The organism is Streptococcus sp. SG2, assembly GCF_030439925.1.
GTDB classification, from domain to species: domain Bacteria; phylum Bacillota; class Bacilli; order Lactobacillales; family Streptococcaceae; genus Streptococcus; species Streptococcus gordonii.
On sequence record NZ_JAQFJD010000002.1, the window covers coordinates 546,541 to 564,017 of the forward strand.

The following is a 17,477-nucleotide window of genomic DNA, read 5'->3' on the forward strand; positions in this document are numbered from 1 at the left end:
CTGCGTACTAATTTAGATTTGCCTTACTTTTGTTATGGGCAAAATTATGGTAAAATAGAGTATTAAGATTTGAGGAGGAAATCGTATGCGTTGTCCAAAATGTGGCGGGAGCAAATCCAGTGTTATTGATAGCCGTCAAGCTGAGGATGGAAATACTATTCGTCGCCGTCGTGAATGCGAAGATTGCCAGCATCGATTTACAACTTATGAACGGGTAGAAGAAAGAACCCTGGTCGTCGTCAAAAAGGACGGGACACGTGAGCAATTTTCAAGAGACAAGATTTTTAATGGCATTATTCGCTCAGCTCAGAAGCGTCCGGTTTCAAGCGATGAGATAGAAGCTTTGGTCAATCGTATTGAACAGAAAGTACGAAGTAGCAGTGATAATGAAATTAGCAGTGACTTTATCGGGAATCTTGTTATGGATGAACTAGCAGAATTGGATGAGATTACCTATGTTCGCTTCGCCAGTGTTTATCGTAGTTTTAAAGATGTTGGTGAATTAGAAAGTCTGCTCCAGCAAATTACTAAGGGTGTAAAAAAGAAGAGAGAAGAATAGATGAGGCCAAACGATCAGTTTTCTTATTTGAAAAACAATCTGGTTAGTCAAGATACAAACAATCTGATCCGTCTTTATCTGCCGATTATTGGTCGAGAAGCAGTCAGTCTCTATCTGTACTGTCTGGCTTTTTGGGACAACGGTCATCAGGCCTATACATTTGGTCATATTTTGAATCATCTGAATATGGGAATGGAAGTCTTAAAGACGAGCTTTGAACGCTTAAGTGCCATGAACTTGCTAGAACTCTATCAAGGAGAGTCAACTTATCAGATCAAACTTTTTAGTTTGCTTTCGGCGGATGAATTTTTCCAGCATAACGTTTACAAACGACTTTTAGAAAAGAAAATAGGGGAAACGGCAGTTGAAGCTTTAATGGGAAGTCATCCTCAGGGACAACCTTTGGCCAGGAAATTATCGACAGTCTTTGATGTGGAAGATGAAGTCGGAGTGATTAAGAAGAAGCAAGCAGACTTTGATCTGACTAACTTTAAGCGAAGAATGGCTCAGGAAAATTTACGTTTTGCTGATGAAAAAGAAGATTTACTAGATTTGTTTGCTATTGCTGAGCAACAAAATTGGACCTGGTATGAAACCTATGTCTTGGCTAGAGAAACCGCGATTTCACATGTTATTTCTGTCAAGCGTATGAAGCAAAAATTGGCTCAAAAACGTGTCGATGAGAAATTTACTCAGGATGAACAAATCATAATCCGCGCTGCCAAAAGTAAGGTGCCAATGCTTTTCTTAGCAGAGCTTAAAAAAAAGCGTCAGGCAACAATTACCCAATCAGAAAGACAGCTTTTATTGGACTTGGCTAAGTTAGGTCTTTTAGATGAGGTCATCAATATTGTCTTACTTCTGACTTTAAATAAGGTTGATTCAGCCAATCTAAATGAGAAGTACGCTCTAAAAGTCGCCAATGATTTTGCCTATCAAAAGGTGACTAGTGCTGAAGAAGCTGTGATGAAAATTCGCGAGCGCAATCAGCAAATCCAGAGCAGACCAGCTAAATCTAGCCAGCCAGTTGCTAAAAGCAATGTTCCTGACTGGAGCCAGCCGGATTATAAAAATGAAACGAGTGCAGAGAAGCAGGCCGAGCTTGAGGAGCAAAAACGCCGCTTGCTTGCTAAATTAGAACAAGGAGGTGACTAAATGGAAAAGATTGGAGAGACCCTTTCACATAAAAATCCTGCCCGCCAATTCAACTATGAGGAGTTAGTCCGTCAAATCGTAGAAGATCCTGACGTAGCGGATTTTATCCAACAGGAGAAACTTAGTCAATCTGAAATTTCCCGTAGCATCTCGAAGTTCAATCAGTACATCAGTGAACGAAATCGATTTCTACTGGGAGATGAAGCCTATATTGCTAAAGGCTACAAACCGATTTTGATAAAAAATGCAGGCTATGCGGATGTTTCTTATGAGGAAACAGCTGAGCTAGTCGAGCAGCAAAAGAATGAAGCGATTAAAAGTAGGCTTAACCTGATCAATCTGCCAAGTAGCCTCAAGGAAGCTAGTCTGGCACAGGTAGATCTCGATGATGTTGGTCGCTATAAAGCTTTTGAACTGTTGACCAACTTTGTTGCTGAGTTTCCTCATTATCAGAAGGCTGTTTATCTTTACGGAGATTTTGGAGTCGGGAAAAGCTACATGATGGCTGCTCTGGCGCATGATTTGTCAGAAAAACGCGGTGTTTCAACGACTTTGCTCCACTATCCAAGTTTTGTTTTGGATGTTAAGAATGCAATCAGTTCCGGCTTGGTAAAGGAGAAGATTGACCAGGTCAAGACAGCTCAAGTTCTGATTTTGGACGATATCGGTGCAGAACAGTCTAGCCCCTGGATGCGTGATGAGATCTTGCAGGTCATTCTACAGCACCGCATGCAGGAAAATCTGCCAACTTTCTTTACTTCTAACTTTAGTTTTGCGGATTTGGAGCGTCACTTTGCCAGCTCTAAGAATGGCGATGAGACTTGGCAGGCCAAGCGGGTTATGGAGAGGATTAAGTTTCTGGCTCAGGAGGTGCGCCTAGAAGGAGAGAACCGCCGATGAATGAAACAATTAACTTGATGAAAGCTCATACGTCTGTCCGCCGCTTTACGGAGGAGCAGATTTCGGATCAGGAATTACGTGCCATCATTGATGCGGGGCGGGCAGCGTCCAGCTGGAAAAATTTCCAGTCTTATTCTATCATTGTGGTGCGGAGCAAAGAGAAAAAAGAAGCCCTCTTTGACTTGGTGCCCCAAGAAGCCATTCGGCAGTCTTCGGCCTTCCTGCTTTTTGTTGGCGACCTTAATCGAGCTCAAAAGGGTGTTTGCTTGCATACGGAGGAATTTTACCCTGAAGGGACAGAGAATCTCCTGATTAGCTCAGTAGATGCCGCTTTGGCGGGGCAAAATACTCTCTTAGCAGCTGAAAGTTTGGGTTATGGCGGAGTAATCATTGGACTGGTTCGTTATGCTGCCAGTCAAATAGCGGAGCTTTTTAAATTACCAGACTACACTTACCCGGTTTTTGGGATTGCTCTGGGGACTCCCAACCAGAACCATGCAGTTAAGCCACGTTTGCCTTATGAAGCAGTGGTCTTTGAGGAAGAATATCGTGAACAGGATGATTCCATTATTCAAGCCTATGACCGCGTTCAGACTGAATATGCCGGCGAGCGAGCTAAGGAAACTTGGAGTCAGCGCCTAGCTGCTCAATTTGGTCAGGAGCCAAATCAGGCTATTGATCAACTATTCAAAGAAAAGAAATTAGAAAAATAGGACGGAGTCTGGCTCTGTCCTAAAGAATGAAAGAGGAAAAACATGGCCTTACCAACTATTGCCATTGTCGGCCGTCCCAATGTCGGCAAGTCAACGCTCTTCAATCGGATTGCCGGTGAACGGATTTCCATTGTGGAAGATGTCGAAGGGGTGACCCGCGACCGAATTTATGCGACAGCAGACTGGCTTAATCGTAAGTTTAGTATTATTGACACGGGCGGAATAGACGATGTTGACGCGCCTTTTATGGAGCAAATCAAACACCAGGCTGAGATCGCCATGGACGAAGCAGATGTCATCGTTTTTGTCGTATCTGGCAAGGAAGGTATTACGGATGCGGACGAGTATGTGGCTCGCATGCTCTACAAGACCCATAAGCCGATTGTTTTAGCAGTCAACAAGGTGGACAACCCCGAAATGCGTAATGAGATTTTTGATTTCTATGCGCTGGGCTTGGGCGATCCATTCCCGGTTTCTTCAGTCCACGGGATTGGTACAGGGGATGTTCTCGATGCTATCGTTGAAAATCTGCCAAATGAAGAAGTGGCAGAAAATCCTGATATGATTAAGTTTAGTCTGATTGGTCGTCCTAATGTCGGAAAGTCTAGCTTGATCAATGCCATCTTGGGCGAGGAGCGTGTTATTGCCAGTCCTGTTGCCGGTACTACGCGTGACGCTATTGATACAGTCTTTACGGACAGTGAAGGTCAGGAGTTTACCATGATCGATACGGCTGGTATGCGCAAGTCAGGTAAGGTCTATGAAAACACAGAGAAATACTCTGTCATGCGGGCTATGCGGGCGATTGACCGGTCGGATGTTGTTCTGATGGTACTCAATGCTGAAGAAGGAATTCGTGAGTACGACAAGAGAATCGCTGGCTTCGCCCATGAAGCAGGAAAAGGAATAATCATCGTTGTCAATAAGTGGGACACACTGGAAAAAGACAATCATACCATGAAAGACTGGGAAGAGAATATTCGTGACCAGTTCCAGTATCTGTCTTATGCGCCGATTATCTTTGTCTCTGCTCTGACCAAGCAGCGTCTCCATAAGCTGCCGGACATGATTAAGCAAATCAGTCAGAGTCAGAATACCCGTATTCCGTCAGCGGTGCTCAATGATGTCATCATGGATGCTATCGCGATTAATCCGACACCAACTGACAAGGGCAAACGTCTCAAGATTTTCTATGCGACCCAAGTAGCGACCAAACCACCGACCTTTGTCATCTTTGTCAATGAAGAGGAGCTCATGCACTTCTCTTACCTACGTTTCCTGGAAAATCAAATCCGCAAGGCCTTTGTCTTTGAAGGAACCCCGATTCATTTGATTGCAAGGAAGCGGAAGTAGGGGTTGGAATTCTAGCGATTCCTATTTTCACTGTGAGGAGACAGAAAATGTCATATTTTGAATTTTTTACAATAATTTTTTTGTCTGTAATCCTGCTTTTAGTTTGGGTATTAAGGAGATATCTAGAGAATAATATAGTTTTTTGGACGCTTGCAACTATTTATTTACTGGCCTTCTTTCTTCTGCTTGGGCAACTTTTTTTCGGTGGAATTGAAGTACAAGAGCTAGGATACTATTTTAGTGAAAGTTATTATAGTTTTCATGAGAAATCTATTCTATTTTTGTTTATGTTATGGTCTTTGTTTAAGATTATTCTAGTGGTATCGCTGTATGGTATAATAGGTTTCTTCTTAGTGAAAAATTCGTCCCAAAGTACAGCGGATTAAGCAAGGGCAAGCGTCTCAAGATTTTCTATGCGACCCAAGTAGCGACAAAACCTCCGACCTTTGTCATTTTGGTCAATGAAGAAGAGCTCATGCACTTCTCTTACCTACGTTTCTTGGAAAATCAAATCCGCAAGGCTTTTGTCTTTGAAGGAACCCCGATTCACTTGATTGCAAGGAAGAGAAAATAGGGGGCAGAGCTCCTCTAGTTTTATGGTTCATGGCTTTTTTGGTAGAACATTAATTTTGACCCTTACATTTTTTGGGGTGTCTGAGTTTCAAAGAAATTATTTTACTGGCCAAGCTATGAAGGTTGTCGAGGAATGATGTTTTGAATAGAGTCACTGGATCTCGCAACTATTTATCAAGGCTTTGGCCATCAAAAAAGCAAAAATAAGAATCAAGAATCGGTTTGATTATTAAATTGTTTAGAACAAAAGAAGTAAGCAAAAAGGCTTACTTTTTTCTTTGCCTGAAAACTATGGTATAATGAAGAGATAAACATAAGGTGGTAAGTATGGCGAAATTAATTCCAGGGAAAATTCGAACTGAGGGAATAGGCTTTTATGAAAAAGGTCAAATCAGCATTAGTGAAGTCAAAAATCGGATTATCTATAGTCGAGTTTCAGACTATAATTTGAGATACAGTTTGGCTGATGATGCTGTATTCTGTTCCTGTGAATTTTTCCAGAAAAAACAATATTGCGCCCATTTAGCTGGACTAGAGTATTTCCTAAAAAATGATGCAGAAGGCAAGGAAGTATTGGCTAAGTTGGAGTTGGAGGAAACGAGTCAGCAAGAGACACAAGGAAAGGTTTCATTTGGGAGTCTCTTTTTAGATAAGATTTTACCGCTGGATCAAGAAAATCCTAAGTACAAATTATCAGCAGTTGGCCAAGAAGATGCATATACAGGAGAATTTTTGTGGACTTTGCGTCTCAGTCGTTTACCGGATGAGAAATCTTATGTGGTAAGGGATATTCGCGCTTTATTACAAACTATCCAAAAAGAAGCTCCTTACCAGATTGGTAAAAGCTACTTTGAACCCCTTCGTTTTGAGGAATTTGACAGACCTAGTCAAGACCTATTAATGTTCTTACGGGGATTCTTGACGACTAAGGATGATTCTTTGATTTTTCAAAATGCTGGCCGACATATAGCCTTTCCTGCTTCTTTGCTCGAAGAGGGAGTGACACGATTGATGGAGTTAAACAGTTTCCATTTGGCGTATAGTGTCTTTGATTTCCAGCAGGTCTTTTTCCAAGATTTGCATGAAGATGCGGGCATTTTCTCCTTTGAACTAGAGGAGTCTGCTGATTACTTAGAGCTTGTGATTTCTGAGCAGTACTATAAACTTTTATACAATGGTGAATTCCTATTTTATGGAGATACCTTCTTTCAACTAAATCATCAGCAGCAACGTATACTGGCCGCCCTGAGAGATTTGCCTATAGATTCAGACAGGAAAAAACGTCTGCAATTTGATAGTTCTGATCAAGGTAAACTGGCTACTAGTCTGTTAGAATTCAAGAAAATGGGTAGTTTATCAGCACCTAAAGAACTCATGATTCATGAGTTTCAGCCTCATTTTTCTTTTGATCTGCTGGCTTCAGGTGAGATTGAAGCTAAGCTTGTCTTTGTCTACGAATCTCTAACTGTAGCTAGTCAAGAAGAACTAGATAACCTTCCTTTTGCCAGCGATTTTAGAATGGAACAAAAGGTGTTTCAAACTTTACTACAAGCAGGATTTGAAGCAGCTTTTGAAAGTCGTAGACCTGCTTTATTGCCTCAGGATGTCTACACTTTTTTTACTCATACCATGGAAAAATTCCGCTTCTTAGGAAGAGTAGGGATTAGCCCTAGTTTATTAGCTCTTTATCAGGTAGAAAAACCGAAGATCGCTATTGAAACAAAAGGAAGCCTGTTGGAAATTGGTTTTGATTTTGCCAATATTGCCCCAGCGGAAGTGGACGATGCCTTATCTGCTCTATTTGAATCTCGTGATTATTTTGTCAGTCAATCAGGCAAGGTATTGGTTTTTGATGAAGAGACTAAAAAAGTAAGTCAAACCTTGCAAAAATTAAGGGCCAAAAAGTTAAAGGGGGGTCAGATAAGGACTAACCGTTTGGCTGCCCTTCAGCTGACAGATATCCTAGAAGATCAAGAAAATGTTTCTTTCTCAGAAGGATTTCGACAGTTAGCTTATGATCTGAGGCACCCAGAAGAATTTCAACTACCATCCTTACAGGTTGAAGCCGAATTGAGAGATTATCAAGAGCTGGGAGTAAAATGGCTCAGCATGCTTAATCATTATGGCTTTGGAGGGATACTAGCAGATGACATGGGGCTTGGGAAAACCTTGCAAACTATTGCCTTTTTGACGGCAGTATTAAGAGAGTCTAAAAATGCTTTGATCTTGGCACCGTCAAGCCTGGTTTACAACTGGCAGGATGAATTTGGTAAGTTTGCTCCACATTTGGATATAGCAGTTGTCTATGGGCCCAAGCCTCTTCGAGATAATATAATAGATGGAAAACATCAGGTGATGATTACCAGTTATGCATCTTTTCGTCAGGATGTAGAAGAATATGGCCGTCTGAGCTTTGATTATCTGATTTTAGACGAAGCACAGGTCATGAAGAATGATCGAACGAAGATTGCTCAGCATTTACGAAATTTTGAGGTGAAAAATACTTTTGCCTTATCTGGGACGCCAATTGAGAACCATATGGGCGAATTGTGGTCTATTTTTCAAATTGTTCTCCCTGGTTTATTACCTGCTAAAAAGGAATTTTTAAAAATGCCAGCAGATCTGGTAGCGCGTTATGTTCAACCCTTTATCATGCGTCGGAAGAAAGAAGATGTTCTTCAAGAGTTGCCTGATCTGACAGAAGTTGTTTATCGAAACGACTTACAGGATAGTCAAAAGGCGATTTACCTGGCACAACTGCAGCAAATGCAGGAACGCGTGCGTTCTGCAACGGATGAAGAACTGAACCGAGATAAGATAGAGATCCTATCTGGTCTCATGCGCCTGCGTCAAATCTGCGACACTCCTGCTCTCTTTTTAGATGAGTATCAGGGGGATAGCGGAAAACTAGATAGTTTGAGAGAGCTTTTAGAACAAATTCACTCCAGCAATCATCGGGTATTGATTTTTTCTCAATTTAGAGGTATGTTAGATCTGATTGAGCAGGAACTTCAAAGTCTTGGAATGGAATCATATAAAATAACCGGTTCTACTCCGGCTAAGGATCGTCAAGAAATGACAACCGCTTTTAATGATGGTCAAAAGGATGCATTTCTAATTTCCTTAAAAGCTGGTGGTGTAGGTCTCAATCTGACAGGTGCTGATACCGTTATTCTGGTTGACCTTTGGTGGAATCCAGCTGTTGAAGCCCAAGCGATTGGGCGAGCGCATCGAATGGGGCAGGAGAGAAATGTGGAAGTTTATCGCCTGATTACTCGTGGAACTATAGAAGAAAAAATTCAAGAGTTGCAGGAAAGTAAGAAAAATTTAATTTCTACTATTTTGGATGGAACGGAATCACGCTCAAGTCTGACGCTAGCAGATATCCGAGAAATCCTAGGAATTTCAATAGAATAGTTTTCAAATCGACCAGAATAGTTTATAATGAAGTGTTGAAAGGAAAAAAGCATGACAAAGACCAAGTTTCCTCTAATCTCTGACAACGAAGCAATTTTTTCAGAAGTTCCTCATATGGATCTCTATGATGAATTTGACTTTATTAGTAATATCAAAGGTGACTATCAGGAGAAGACTTTTGCTGATTCTTCTTCGTCGAGTAAAACAGTAGCTCAGCCTATTCCATCTTCACAGTCAGAAAAACGAAAACAAGTAATTGCCGACAAGGTGAATCAATCCATCTCGCCTAAAGTTCAAGAAAAAAGTTATGCCGAGATGGCAAGAGAAGAGGCTAGAGCTGATTTGAAAAAGAAACGCTCTGCTTCCTACTTGACCAGTGATGCCGTTTCAAAAAAACACCGTAGCAGAATCGGCTTTTCCGCGCGGAAGTATACGGCGACAAAAACTCAGCCAACTGCCTTTTTCCAAAAAGAAAACCCAGGTGAATTTGCAAAATATGGTCAGCACTTGAAGCAAGAAGACTATATTGTAGCTGATTTATCTGTAGAGCCAGTTGTCCAAGTCGAAACGCCAAAGACTGAAAAGAAAAACAACTATGATTTTTTGAAGACTAGCCAAGTCTACAATAAAAAAGAGTTGCGCGATAAAAAAGAAAATAAAGTTGCGGCTGAATTGAATTTGACACGCTTTGATCAAGCTTAGTAGCAATAGACCTTAATATCTATCTAGAAGATTATTAGCTAAATTTTTAACTAGAGCGTCTGCTTTCTAGTTTCTTCGTTTTGCTTTTAAGAGGCATTTGAATTATTCGGAGTTTGGGGGAGGACTCCCTCAACAGGAAAGGAAAGAATCATACTCATGACAAAAATCTATCATTTTATCGGAATTAAGGGCTCAGGTATGAGTGCCTTGGCTTTGATGTTGCACCAAATGGGCCACAAGGTTCAGGGGAGTGATGTGGACAAATACTATTTCACTCAAAGAGGACTTGAGCAGGCAGGGATAAAAATTCTGCCTTTTGATCCAAAGAACATTCAGGCTGATTATGAAATCATTGCTGGCAATGCCTTTCGTCCAGATAATAATGTAGAGATTGCCTATGCAAATGAACACGGAATTAGCTATAAACGTTACCACGAATTTTTGGGTAGCTTTATGCGTGATTTTGTCAGTTTTGGAGTGGCCGGAGCCCATGGAAAGACTTCTACAACAGGAATTCTCTCTCATGTCTTATCCAACATTACCGACACGAGTTATTTGATCGGAGATGGAACAGGTCGCGGTTCAGCAGGTGCTAAGTACTTTGTTTTTGAGTCTGATGAGTACGAGCGCCACTTCATGCCTTATCATCCAGAATACTCTATTATTACGAATATTGACTTTGACCATCCTGACTACTTTACTAGTCTAGAAGATGTCTTTAACGCTTTTAATGATTATGCAAAGCAAATTACTAAGGGGCTTTTCATTTATGGAGAGGACGAGCAATTACGTCGTATCACGTCAGAAGCACCGATTTATTATTATGGCTTTGAAAAGGGAAACGATTTTGTTGCCCATGATTTGCTACGTTCAACAACAGGTTCTACTTTTAAAGTTTCTTACCGTGGTCAAGAGTTAGGTGAATTCCACATCCCGACTTTCGGACGTCATAATATTATGAACGCGACAGCTGTTATTGGACTCTTGTATGTATCAGGTTTTGACTTGAACTTGGTCAGAGAACACCTGAAAACATTTGCTGGTGTAAAACGTCGCTTCACTGAAAAGGTTGTTAATGGCACTGTCATTATTGATGATTTTGCTCATCACCCAACTGAAATTATTGCGACTTTAGATGCAGCTCGTCAGAAATATCCAAGCAAGGAAATCGTAGCGATCTTCCAACCGCACACCTTCACTCGAACTATTGCCCTTTTAGATGAATTTGCTGAGGCTTTGAATCAAGCGGATGCCGTTTATTTAGCTCAAATCTACGGCTCAGCTCGTGAGGTGGATCATGGAGATGTTAAAGTCGAAGACCTGGCTGAAAAAATTGTTAAACGTGTTCAGGTTGTAAGTGTGGATAATGTATCTCCACTTTTAGACCATGACAATGCTGTCTATGTCTTTATGGGAGCTGGAGATATCCAGACCTATGAATATTCATTTGAACGTCTCTTGTCTAATTTGACTAGCAATGTTCAATAAGAAGGAGTCGTCATGGAATCACCAATGCGAATTCGACAGGCCAACTTGCTTGATTTGGAGGAAATAGTTCGGATTGAGCAAGCCAATTTCTTGGGAGAAGAAGCTACTAGCCCTGAGAAACTAAAAGAACAAATTGAAAAGATTCCAAATACTTTTTTAATCGCTGATTTGAATGGAGAAATCGCTGGCTACATCATTGGGTCAGCGGTTTCTTCACATCACCAGTCAGCAGATTGCCTAGTCAAGGGAATGAGAAATTTAGACAAATCTAACTTCATATTTCTTCAGAGACTTTCGATTAATCCAGATTTCAAGGGTCAGGGAGTTGGTACTCTCTTGCTTGCGGCTATGAAGGAAGTAGTAGTTGATCTTCAAAACCAAGGAATCTATCTGGCTTGTAAGGATCATTTGCTTTCCTATTTTGTCATGAATGGTTTTTCTGACTCAGGAATTTTTGAGACTACTTATGGAGATGAACCACACATTGAGATGATTTGGGAGAATCCCTATTTTAAGGAGTAAATCATGAAGATAAGGACTGCTGACTTAACGGATTTACCTGCCATTTACAAGATTGAATGTGAAAATTTTAGTCCTGAAGAGGCTATGAGTCAGGAATTGTTGGCTAGGCACATCGAACTCTTACCTGAAACATTTCTTGTTGCTGAGAAAGGTAATCAGATTTTAGGCTTTCTTGAAGGTCCAGTGAGACCTGAACGCTACCTCTTGGATATCTCCTTTACAATGGAGATTGAAGATTTCAGCCATCAAGCTGGGGGCTATATCTCAATAACCAGTCTCTCGGTTTCTAAAGAAGCTCAGAGTATGGGGGTTGGTCGTAGGCTTCTGGAAGCAATGAAAGAAATCGCCATTTCAAATGGACGTGATGGCATCAATCTGACCTGTCATGATTATTTAACGGCCTATTATGAAAGGCATGGCTTTAGGAATCATGGACTGTCTAAGTCAACTTATGCAGATGAGGTTTGGTATGATATGGTCTGGGAAGTTTCTTCTAAGGACTAATTAGTTTAATATATTATGAAAGAAAGCCTAATCTTATTGCATTTATCAAAGTTTTAAGATATAATGTTAAGGATTATGAAGAAGGAGGTCAAATTTTTGACTGAAAATTCACAAGATAACGAAAAAAAATTGAGCTTTAAAGAGCAGATTTTAAAAGAGTTTGCTAACTCTCAAAAAAATGAAGTATCTTCCCAGGAAGAAGGTCCTTCTCTATCTGAACAAGTAGATAAAGCATTGGCGGAAGAAAGAACCAAAGAGGATCCTTCTCTATCTGAACTACTGCAGAAGGGAGATTCTTCACTAGCTGAGGTTCTAGGAAAAGATTCTTTATCAGCTGATTCAGCAAGTGAAAGTCAATCTGAGACAACGGCTTTGCAAAAATCAGAAAGTTATTTGGATGAGCCTGAATCCGTTAAAGTTCCAGTAAAGGTTTCCTATAAAAACCAATCAAAGGAACCAAACGTGTCAAAAGAAGAGCCATTGGCGAAGACTGCGACATATAGAAGAGATGATCTGACATCTAAGGAAACCTTGTCTCGTTCTGCAAAAGAAAGACAAGCTAATAAGAAAAAACGTCAAAACAATGTAGCTAAAAAAATTGTATGGACGATTATTGCCCTCTTGTTGGTTACTTTGGCAGTGACAGGTGCCTTTGTGTACAGCTATATTGATTCCGCTTTAAAGCCAGTTAATGCTAATGATACTGAATATATAACTCTTGAGATTCCTGCCGGATCAAGTGCTAAGGAAATTGGTTCGATTTTGGAGAAGAAAGGACTGATTAAGAGCGGTCAAGTCTTCAATTACTACAGTAAGTTTAAGAGCTATGCTAACTTCCAATCTGGCTACTATAATCTTCAAAAGAGTATGGACTTAGACACCATTGCGAAAGCTTTGCAAAAAGGTGGGACTGATACTCCTCAGCCACCAACTCTTGGCAAGGTAGTTGTCCCAGAAGGATATACTTTGAATCAAATAGCTGAAGCGGTTGAGAAAAGTGGTAATAAAAAAGTATCCATTAGTGCGAAGGATTTTCTATCCAAAGTACAGGATGAAAGCTTTATTAGCAAAATGGTAGCCAAATATCCTAAATTACTGAGCGGTCTTCCGGCCAAGGATAGTGGGGTCAAATACCGTTTGGAAGGCTATCTCTTCCCAGCAACCTATAATTACACGAGTGACACAACAGCAGAAACTCTGATTGATCAAATGCTGGCAACTATGGATAGCAAGTTGAGCACCTATTACGAAGTGTTAGAAAGTAAAAATCTAACAGTGAATGATGTTCTGACCTTGGCTTCCTTAGTTGAAAAAGAAGGCTCAACGGATGAAGACCGTAAGAATATTGCAAGTGTCTTCTATAACCGTTTGAACCAAGGTATGCCACTTCAAAGTAATATTGCGATTCTTTATGCGGAAGGCAAACTTGGCAAAAAAACGACCTTAGCAGAAGATGCGGCGATCAATACTAATATTGATTCAGCATTTAATGTTTATAAAAATCCAGGTTTGATGCCAGGACCTGTAGATAGTCCAAGTCTTTCAGCGATTGAAGCAACTGTTAATCCAAACAAGACAGATTACCTTTACTTTGTTGCCAATACTGAGACTGGAACAGTCTACTTCGCGACAACTTATGAAGAGCATGCAAAAAATGTTGAAGAGCATGTCAATAGCAAATTAACACAATCAAGCAGTTCAAATTAAAAATTGGGAGTGGGACAGAACTCTAAGGCTTATTAGTTTGTTGTGTCCACCCTCAATTTTATTTTAAAGATTTTATAGAAACGAGATAAAAATAAAAATGGCAGAAAAAACATATCCAATGACCCTTGCGGAAAAGGAAAAACTAGAAAAAGAACTAGAAGAATTGAAATTGGTCCGTCGACCTGAGGTAGTAGAGAGAATAAAAATTGCTCGCTCATACGGTGACTTGTCTGAAAACAGTGAGTACGAAGCAGCTAAAGATGAACAAGCCTTTGTAGAAGGTCAAATTTCAAGTTTAGAAACTAAGATTCGCTATGCAGAAATTGTAGATAGCGATGCAGTTGCTAAAGATGAAGTAGGAATAGGTAAGACTGTAACGATTCAAGAAGTCGGTGAAACTGAAAAAGAGGTTTATATCATTGTAGGTTCAGCTGGTGCAGATGCCTTTGCCGGTAAGGTTTCAAATGAAAGTCCTATTGGCCAAGCTTTGATTGGTAAGAAAAAAGGGGATATCGCAACTGTTGAAACGCCAGTTGGAAGCTACGATGTTAAAATTCTTAAGGTTGAAAAAACCAAATAACTCTAAAAAATGAGCTTCTGCTCGTTTTTTTTTGTCTTGAACTTTCACATAAAAAGAGTATAATGTTCCTGAAAAAAGATTAAACGAAAGGGATGCTGATGCTAGTCAAGCTTGTCTTCTTGTTCTCACTTATTTTATGGATCCTCAATAGATATTTTCCGAGTCGAAATGCAGCTATAGGCCTGCGTTTTCCTACGGCTTTTTCTTCGCTAAAAAAGTGGCAACAAATACAGGGAGAATTTTATCGTTTACTAATCCTCAGTAATGGCGTTCTTTTGCTGTTATCCTGCTTTTATAAGATCAGTCCTTTAAAGTTAAACGCCTTTAGCCTATTAACGGTACTTGCTTCCGGTGTGCTTGTCTTAATCAAATACAATCAATAAAGAGAAGAACTTGTTGTAAAGGGGCTTTATGCTATTGGAAGAAATCTAGGTATCGTATTTTCAAGTATTAGGGTAAAAAGACGCTAACCCCACTTCTTTTTAGGATCGGGTCAATTCTTAGTGGTCGCTAGTCGAATCGACAATTTTCTTAATAGTTCTCTCGCTTAAAAAAAGGAAATTACTTACCATTTTGGGGTATCTATAGACAATGCCATCCAGTCAGGGACTTGTGTAAAGAAAAAACCTTTCCGCTACTAACGGAAAGGTTTTTCTTTATCTTGAACGTTGTTTGCCAGCGTTACGATTCTTTTTCTTTTTGTTATTGTTAGGACGGTTATCAATAGCCTGGTTTGCTTTTGGTGTAACGTCTTTCAAATAAGCATTGGCTGACATGGTTTTAGGTGGGTTCTTTTCGTACTCCTCTGCTACCCGTTTCTTCATATAAGGGCGGATAAAGAAGTTAATGATGAACTGTTGCAAGATTTGAACAAAACCACCGACTACCCAGTAAAGAGTAACTCCAGCTGGCGCAGTGAGGGAGAAGATGACAATCATGAGTGGGCTCACATAGATCATTTTCTTCATTTGTTCTTTTTGTTCTTCATCTAGTCCAACGAGTGATAGAAGTGATTGAACATAGTAAAGAACTCCGACGACAACTATAAGAATCATACTTTGTTGACCAAGATTGATTCCTAAGAATGAACTTTCCGCAATTCCCTTAGTGTAGCGAGCTGCATAAAAGAGTGCTGAGAAGAAAGGCATTTGGATTAAGAGAGGTAAACATCCAACACCGCCTAACATGCTGAGTCCATTTTCTTTTTGAGCGGCCATTAAAGCTTGTTGGGCTGCTAATTTCTCTTCCTGAGTTTCCGCATTTTTCATGCGCTCATTGATAGGAGTGAAAATTGGACTTAAATAATTTCTCTTTTCGGACTGATAGGTTGCATTCCAAGATTGATAAAGTCCAAGAGGCAAAATGATCAAGCGGACGATAACTGTTACCAAAATGATAGCAAGACCAAAGCCCAAGCCTAAATCACTGGCAAAGTATTTGATGACTTGACTCATAGGAGCAACCAAGAATTGATAAACAAAGCCTTGACCTGTTGGTTGACCTTGTTTATTGGTCTGGACACAACCAGAGAGAATCAGAAGAAGGGTTAAGCCCATTCCTGAAAATAATAAACGTTTAAATGTTTTCACGATTCTATATTCCTTTTTAAAATGATACCTTTCTATTCTACTGTTTTTTTCTTAAATATACAATAGTTCCCTAGACCTAATTTGAAATTTTGAAATCTGAGAAAGAATCAAAATTGGCCATTGTTACATCCAGATAGCTTACCTTAGAAAATGGTGTAGGACCTTTTCGGATTTCTTGAATAAACTTAGCCATAGAAGCAGGGCTGTCTGCCTGGGCAAGAATACTGACAGTCCCATCCTCATTATTCCATACACGACCTGTAATGCCACCGATTTCTAAAGCAAGGGAATAGACCCCCCAGCGAAAACCAACTCCTTGGACCCGTCCTTGAGCAATCATTTTAACTTTTTGCATGTCAGCCTCCTTTATATATCCGACTTGAGCATGAGTTTTATTCTTAAAATTTATGCTATACTATTCTTATGAATATTATAACCTCTAAAGCTAATAATGTGGTAAAAAAAGCTAAAAAACTCCATCAAAAGAAATACAGAACAGATTCCTATTTGATAGAAGGTTGGCATTTGTTTGAAGAGGCTCTTTCAAGTGGAGCTGAAGTTATCTCTATTTTTGCTTTGCCAGAATATGCAGATCGCCTGTCTGAATGTGAACAAGTAAATTGGTTGAGCCCTGACTTACTGAGGGATTTAGCTGATAGTAAGACCCCGCAAGGAATTGTTGCCGAGGTTAGGCTCCAACAAGAAGTCTTGCCAGAGAAACTGTCAGGGAAATATCTTTTTCTAGAAGATGTTCAGGATCCAGGGAATCTAGGGACGATTATTCGGACTGCAGATGCAGCAGGTTTTGATGGGATTTTTATCTCTGAACATTCGGCTGATTTGTATAATCTGAAGACCTTACGGTCCATGCAGGGGAGTCATTTTCATCTTCCAATCTATCGTCTAGCAACAGCTGACTTGATTGACTTGGCAAAAAAATCAGATCTTCCTATTCTTGCTTCTACCCTTTCTGATGATTCAATCGATTACCAAAAATTAAAGGGGAGCAAAAACTTTATCTTGGTGATGGGCAATGAAGGACAGGGGATTAGCTCTATGATAGAAGCTGCAGCTGATCAGTTAGTTCATATCCCTATGAAGGGGAAGGCTGAAAGTTTAAATGTGGCGGTAGCAGCTGGAATTCTGATCTTTTATTTAAGCTAAAATTTAGGAATTAGGTTATAATAAAGGCAAATGGAGGTGATTCTATGCCTTATCAAAATGATGATGAATTTATGGCCTACGTGGGACATTTGATTGAGAAGCCCAGCGTCCAGCGCTTGAAGGGTATTCCACATCATTTGCATTCCAATCGGCTTGAACATTCTATCAATGTAAGTTATACTAGTTATAAGATTGCGAAAAAATTGGGCTGGAATAAGCGCAGTACAGCTAGAGGTGCTCTTCTTCATGATTTGTTCTATTATGATTGGCGGGTGACTAAATTTAAGAAAAGCCATGCTTGGGTTCATCCCCGTTTGGCGGTTCGAAATGCTCGGAAGCTAACCAAATTGAATAAAGTCGAAGAGGATATTATCATTAAGCATATGTGGGGCTTAACAATTGCGCCACCCCGTTACAAGGAAGCTTATATTGTAACTCTTGTTGATAAATACTGGGCAATCAAAGAAGCAACCTCTCCGTGGAGACAAAAGATTCGTAATCGAAAGTTATTTCATCGTAAGATGTTAAAGAATTAAAAAGGAGACGAGATG

At 40.1% G+C, this 17,477-nt stretch carries 17 protein-coding genes and 1 pseudogene; 16 read left to right on the forward strand and 2 right to left on the reverse strand.

The genetic code is table 11. The features are described from left to right. Window positions 1-85: 85 nt before the first annotated feature. The 14 genes and pseudogenes from nrdR (at window position 86) to greA (ending at window position 14,173) form a co-directional block, all read left to right on the forward strand. Entirely contained in the window at window positions 86-559 is a 474-nt protein-coding gene (nrdR, locus tag PCY09_RS06435) for a transcriptional regulator NrdR (RefSeq protein ID WP_012000014.1), read from the forward strand. After that, window positions 560-1,714, forward strand: coding sequence for a DnaD domain protein (locus tag PCY09_RS06440; RefSeq protein WP_105026261.1), 1,155 nt, complete (start codon window positions 560-562; stop codon window positions 1,712-1,714). It abuts the gene before it with no gap. After that, window positions 1,715-2,614: a primosomal protein DnaI gene (gene dnaI, locus PCY09_RS06445; protein ID WP_125396900.1), complete on the forward strand. Its 900-nt coding sequence runs from the start codon at window positions 1,715-1,717 to the stop codon at window positions 2,612-2,614. Further along, complete coding sequence (locus PCY09_RS06450; protein WP_125396901.1) at window positions 2,611-3,327, forward strand: NADPH-dependent oxidoreductase; 717 nt, start codon at window positions 2,611-2,613, stop codon at window positions 3,325-3,327. The genes dnaI and PCY09_RS06450 overlap by 4 nt, the downstream gene beginning before the upstream one ends. Window positions 3,328-3,369: 42 nt before the next feature. After that, entirely contained in the window at window positions 3,370-4,680 is a 1,311-nt protein-coding gene (gene der / locus PCY09_RS06455) for a ribosome biogenesis GTPase Der (protein WP_105026264.1), read from the forward strand. 47 nt (window positions 4,681-4,727) lie between these two features. After that, window positions 4,728-5,066: a hypothetical protein gene (locus PCY09_RS06460; protein ID WP_125396902.1), complete on the forward strand. Its 339-nt coding sequence runs from the start codon at window positions 4,728-4,730 to the stop codon at window positions 5,064-5,066. Window positions 5,067-5,068: 2 nt separating this feature from the next. Further along, window positions 5,069-5,254: pseudogene (gene engA / locus PCY09_RS06465) on the forward strand (ribosome-associated GTPase EngA); the annotation flags it as partial. Window positions 5,255-5,580: 326 nt separating this feature from the next. Continuing rightward, the gene (locus tag PCY09_RS06470) at window positions 5,581-8,670 is read left to right on the forward strand and encodes a DEAD/DEAH box helicase (protein WP_125396903.1); all 3,090 of its coding nucleotides are present in this window, start codon (window positions 5,581-5,583) and stop codon (window positions 8,668-8,670) included. A 51-nt stretch (window positions 8,671-8,721) separates the two neighbouring features. Beyond that, window positions 8,722-9,372 carry a cystathionine gamma-synthase gene (locus tag PCY09_RS06475; RefSeq protein ID WP_125396904.1) on the forward strand — a complete coding sequence of 217 codons (651 nt, stop codon included), beginning with the start codon at window positions 8,722-8,724 and terminating at the stop codon, window positions 9,370-9,372. Between the two features lie 156 nt (window positions 9,373-9,528). Beyond that, the gene (gene murC / locus PCY09_RS06480; protein WP_125396905.1) at window positions 9,529-10,860 is read left to right on the forward strand and encodes a UDP-N-acetylmuramate--L-alanine ligase; all 1,332 of its coding nucleotides are present in this window, start codon (window positions 9,529-9,531) and stop codon (window positions 10,858-10,860) included. 12 nt (window positions 10,861-10,872) lie between these two features. Next, window positions 10,873-11,382, forward strand: coding sequence for a GNAT family N-acetyltransferase (locus PCY09_RS06485; RefSeq protein WP_125396906.1), 510 nt, complete (start codon window positions 10,873-10,875; stop codon window positions 11,380-11,382). A gap of 3 nt (window positions 11,383-11,385) precedes the next feature. Beyond that, window positions 11,386-11,886, forward strand: coding sequence for a GNAT family N-acetyltransferase (locus tag PCY09_RS06490; RefSeq protein ID WP_125396907.1), 501 nt, complete (start codon window positions 11,386-11,388; stop codon window positions 11,884-11,886). Window positions 11,887-11,949: 63 nt separating this feature from the next. Continuing rightward, the gene (gene mltG / locus PCY09_RS06495) at window positions 11,950-13,593 is read left to right on the forward strand and encodes an endolytic transglycosylase MltG (RefSeq protein WP_185760611.1); all 1,644 of its coding nucleotides are present in this window, start codon (window positions 11,950-11,952) and stop codon (window positions 13,591-13,593) included. A gap of 97 nt (window positions 13,594-13,690) precedes the next feature. Next, window positions 13,691-14,173, forward strand: coding sequence for a transcription elongation factor GreA (greA, locus tag PCY09_RS06500; protein ID WP_008808523.1), 483 nt, complete (start codon window positions 13,691-13,693; stop codon window positions 14,171-14,173). Between the two features lie 656 nt (window positions 14,174-14,829). On the opposite strand, the gene yidC is transcribed toward greA, so the two are convergent. Both yidC and PCY09_RS06510 read right to left on the reverse strand, forming a co-directional pair. Further along, window positions 14,830-15,762 (reverse strand): membrane protein insertase YidC, encoded by a 933-nt coding sequence (gene yidC, locus PCY09_RS06505; protein ID WP_046165123.1) that lies wholly within the window; start codon window positions 15,760-15,762, stop codon window positions 14,830-14,832. 76 nt (window positions 15,763-15,838) lie between these two features. Continuing rightward, complete coding sequence (locus tag PCY09_RS06510; RefSeq protein WP_008808525.1) at window positions 15,839-16,117, reverse strand: acylphosphatase; 279 nt, start codon at window positions 16,115-16,117, stop codon at window positions 15,839-15,841. 68 nt (window positions 16,118-16,185) lie between these two features. Between PCY09_RS06510 and PCY09_RS06515 the strand changes: the two genes are divergently transcribed. Beyond that, the gene (locus PCY09_RS06515) at window positions 16,186-16,926 is read left to right on the forward strand and encodes an RNA methyltransferase (protein WP_061601480.1); all 741 of its coding nucleotides are present in this window, start codon (window positions 16,186-16,188) and stop codon (window positions 16,924-16,926) included. 44 nt (window positions 16,927-16,970) lie between these two features. Then, a complete protein-coding gene (locus tag PCY09_RS06520; protein WP_012000029.1) occupies window positions 16,971-17,462 on the forward strand; it encodes an HD domain-containing protein in 492 nt (163 codons plus the stop codon). Window positions 17,463-17,477 lie beyond the last annotated feature (15 nt).

Excerpts from the sequence above, each read along its gene's own strand:
- nrdR (WP_012000014.1), top strand. The coding sequence starts at position 86 with ATGCGTTGTCCAAAATGTGGCGGGAGCAAATCCAGTGTTATTGATAGC.
- PCY09_RS06440 (WP_105026261.1), top strand. The coding sequence starts at position 560 with ATGAGGCCAAACGATCAGTTTTCTTATTTGAAAAACAATCTGGTTAGT.
- dnaI (WP_125396900.1), top strand. The coding sequence starts at position 1,715 with ATGGAAAAGATTGGAGAGACCCTTTCACATAAAAATCCTGCCCGCCAA.
- PCY09_RS06450 (WP_125396901.1), top strand. The coding sequence starts at position 2,611 with ATGAATGAAACAATTAACTTGATGAAAGCTCATACGTCTGTCCGCCGC.
- der (WP_105026264.1), top strand. The coding sequence starts at position 3,370 with ATGGCCTTACCAACTATTGCCATTGTCGGCCGTCCCAATGTCGGCAAG.
- PCY09_RS06460 (WP_125396902.1), top strand. The coding sequence starts at position 4,728 with ATGTCATATTTTGAATTTTTTACAATAATTTTTTTGTCTGTAATCCTG.
- PCY09_RS06470 (WP_125396903.1), top strand. The coding sequence starts at position 5,581 with ATGGCGAAATTAATTCCAGGGAAAATTCGAACTGAGGGAATAGGCTTT.
- PCY09_RS06475 (WP_125396904.1), top strand. The coding sequence starts at position 8,722 with ATGACAAAGACCAAGTTTCCTCTAATCTCTGACAACGAAGCAATTTTT.
- murC (WP_125396905.1), top strand. The coding sequence starts at position 9,529 with ATGACAAAAATCTATCATTTTATCGGAATTAAGGGCTCAGGTATGAGT.
- PCY09_RS06485 (WP_125396906.1), top strand. The coding sequence starts at position 10,873 with ATGGAATCACCAATGCGAATTCGACAGGCCAACTTGCTTGATTTGGAG.
- PCY09_RS06490 (WP_125396907.1), top strand. The coding sequence starts at position 11,386 with ATGAAGATAAGGACTGCTGACTTAACGGATTTACCTGCCATTTACAAG.
- mltG (WP_185760611.1), top strand. The coding sequence starts at position 11,950 with ATGTTAAGGATTATGAAGAAGGAGGTCAAATTTTTGACTGAAAATTCA.
- greA (WP_008808523.1), top strand. The coding sequence starts at position 13,691 with ATGGCAGAAAAAACATATCCAATGACCCTTGCGGAAAAGGAAAAACTA.
- PCY09_RS06510 (WP_008808525.1), bottom strand. The coding sequence starts at position 16,117 with ATGCAAAAAGTTAAAATGATTGCTCAAGGACGGGTCCAAGGAGTTGGT.
- PCY09_RS06515 (WP_061601480.1), top strand. The coding sequence starts at position 16,186 with ATGAATATTATAACCTCTAAAGCTAATAATGTGGTAAAAAAAGCTAAA.
- PCY09_RS06520 (WP_012000029.1), top strand. The coding sequence starts at position 16,971 with ATGCCTTATCAAAATGATGATGAATTTATGGCCTACGTGGGACATTTG.